At 49.6% G+C, this 2,379-nt stretch carries 3 protein-coding genes; all 3 read right to left on the bottom strand.

All coding sequences use genetic code 11. From position 1 onward, the window contains the following. Positions 1–70: 70 nt before the first annotated feature. On the bottom strand, positions 71–862 hold the full coding sequence (locus tag KH813_RS06510) for an ABC transporter ATP-binding protein (RefSeq protein WP_303994533.1): 792 nt from the start codon (positions 860–862) through the stop codon (positions 71–73). Beyond that, positions 859–1,878: an iron ABC transporter permease gene (locus KH813_RS06505; RefSeq protein ID WP_075938817.1), complete on the bottom strand. Its 1,020-nt coding sequence runs from the start codon at positions 1,876–1,878 to the stop codon at positions 859–861. Before KH813_RS06505 ends, KH813_RS06510 begins: the two co-directional genes overlap by 4 nt. A 5-nt stretch (positions 1,879–1,883) precedes the next feature. Beyond that, on the bottom strand, positions 1,884–2,379 hold a 496-nt coding region (locus tag KH813_RS06500), incomplete at its 5' end, for a precorrin-8X methylmutase (RefSeq protein ID WP_303994532.1).

The raw sequence follows: 2,379 nt of genomic DNA, 5'->3' as shown, positions 1-2,379 counted from the left end.
ACTGGAAAAAGCATATCCCGAGTTGAAAAAATAATAATAAAAAAGAGTGCTCATAAATGGGCACTCTTTTTTATTGCACTGAAAGACGAGTTAAACCGTCTACATAACAATAGGGACTTCCATCGCGATCAGCGATTTCCGCTTCCACTCCGTACACATCTCGCATTAATTGTTCCGTCAAAACGGCTTGCGGTGCACCCCACGCATAAATTCCACCCTGTCCCAATACAAGCAGACGGTGCGAATATTTAGCGGCATGATTGACATCATGCAATACCATGACTACCGTTACTTCATTACTACGATTGATACGTTGCAAAAGTTCCATGACTTCCAGCTGATGGCTCAAATCAAGATAGGTAGTCGGCTCATCCAGCATAATAATCTCCGGCTCCTGTGCCAACGCCATCGCGATTCTTGCTCGCTGGCGTTCGCCACCGGATAATGACTGAATATTGCGATCTTTCAAATGCCATACACGAGTATTCTGCAACGCTTCCTGCACAATTTTTCGATCGTAATCGCTTTGCGGCTTCCACCAGGCTTGATATGGATAGCGTCCACACCCAACCCACTCTTCCACCGTCATATCACCCGGAGGCGTAGCTGACTGCGGCAAAAAGGCGACTTTACGTGCGAGCTCAGCCGGACTGAATTCTTCCAACGCTTGTTCCGAATAGGCAACATTTCCCTGATTACGCTTCTGAATACCAAGCATAGCACGTAACAATGTAGACTTCCCACAGCCATTCGCGCCGAGAATCGTCAAAATCTCGCCGCGTTCCACTGTGTAGCTGATATCGCGAATGACACTGTGACCGCCAAAAGAGACCGCCACATTATCGACTTTAATAATACTCATTCGCCCCTCCTCAGCAAGTATAAAAAGAAAGGCGCTCCGAGAAATGCCATAATAATCCCTACCGGTACTTCAATCGGTGCGAAGGCGACACGCCCCAACGTATCCGAAAGCACCATCACCGCGGCACCACCAAGTACCGACCCCGGCAAGAGAAAACGATGATCGCTGCCGATCAAAAGGCGCACCATATGAGGTACTACCAAGCCGACAAAACCGATCAATCCGGAAATACTGACGGCAGCGGCGGCAAGTAAAGCGGCTACACCCGTCATAAAAAAGCGTACACGTTCGACGCGCATACCAAGCGAACGTGCGGTTTCATCACCCAGACTTAAAATATTCAGCTGTTTTGCACCCGCGAGTGCAATGAGAATTCCAAGGATCGTATACGGCACAAGTACTTCCACCTGCGGCCAACTGCGAGCGGATAAACCGCCGACCATCCACAGCAACGCGCCTTGGACCCGATCACCGTAAAAAATCAACAACGCTGAAATACCGCTGCCTAAAAAAGCATTGACAGCAACACCGGCTAAAATAATCCGCAACGGACGAATCCCGTTCTTCCAGGCCAACGCATAAACAAACAAGGCTGATCCCATCGCACCTAAAAATGCAATCGGCGTGACAAGATACGTAAGATGAGGAAACAACACCAGCATAATGACACCGGCCAAACCTGCGCCACTCGATACGCCGACAATCCCCGGATCGGCAAGCGGATTTTTCATAACGGCCTGCAAAATAGCGCCGGCTACCGCCAAGTTGGCTCCGACTAAAGCCCCGACCAAATTCCGCGGAAAACGGATATTCCAAATAATGGGACCCGATGTGCCGCTACGATCTCCTCCCAAAATTTCCAAAATGCGGGAAAGATCAATCGGTGTTGCGCCAAAAGCAAGACTGCCTATCAGCGCCGCAGCCAAGACTACGGCCAATGTTGCCAACACAATCCACCGCCACGTCAAATGTTCTCTGTGTTTAGCGGTAGCACCTGAAGCGTTTAGGTTCGTCATAAGAATTATTTATTCGGTTCGATGTACAGCATTTGCGTACGCTGTACCAATAAGTACAACAAAGCATTAATGACAGAAGCAGCAATCGGGCTGCCCCCTTTGTTGCCACGAACGGTCACAAAGGGAACCGGAGCCTGCTCCACCAACGCTTCTTTCGATTCGGCGGCGCCGACAAAACCGACCGGAATACCGACGATCAGTGCCGGACGAATATTTTCTTCCGCACATAAACGCAATACTTCATACAACGCAGTCGGCGCATTCCCGATCGCAACAATATTTCCGTCCAATCGCTTACCGTACGCACGCATCGCCGCAATTGACCGGGTAATACCTTCCGCTTTGGCCACTTCGGCAATCTCCGGTGCGGAAACCTGGCAAAAAACTTCTCCCCCCAGCTGTGCAAGTGCTTTTTTATTGATACCTGTGCGGACCATTTCAACATCACAGTAAATATCCGCACCATTTTTTAAAGCGTTGAGACCTGCGGCAATCATGTCG

Origin of the sequence: Negativicoccus succinicivorans, from assembly GCF_018373335.1 — a bacterium.
In the GTDB taxonomy this organism is placed as follows: Bacteria; Bacillota; Negativicutes; order Veillonellales; family Negativicoccaceae; genus Negativicoccus; species Negativicoccus succinicivorans_A.
Note: the sequence above shows the minus strand (reverse complement) of the source record. Positions and strands in the feature narration are given on the sequence as shown.

Excerpts from the sequence above, each read along its gene's own strand:
- KH813_RS06510 (WP_303994533.1), bottom strand. The coding sequence starts at position 862 with ATGAGTATTATTAAAGTCGATAATGTGGCGGTCTCTTTTGGCGGTCAC.
- KH813_RS06505 (WP_075938817.1), bottom strand. The coding sequence starts at position 1,878 with ATGACGAACCTAAACGCTTCAGGTGCTACCGCTAAACACAGAGAACAT.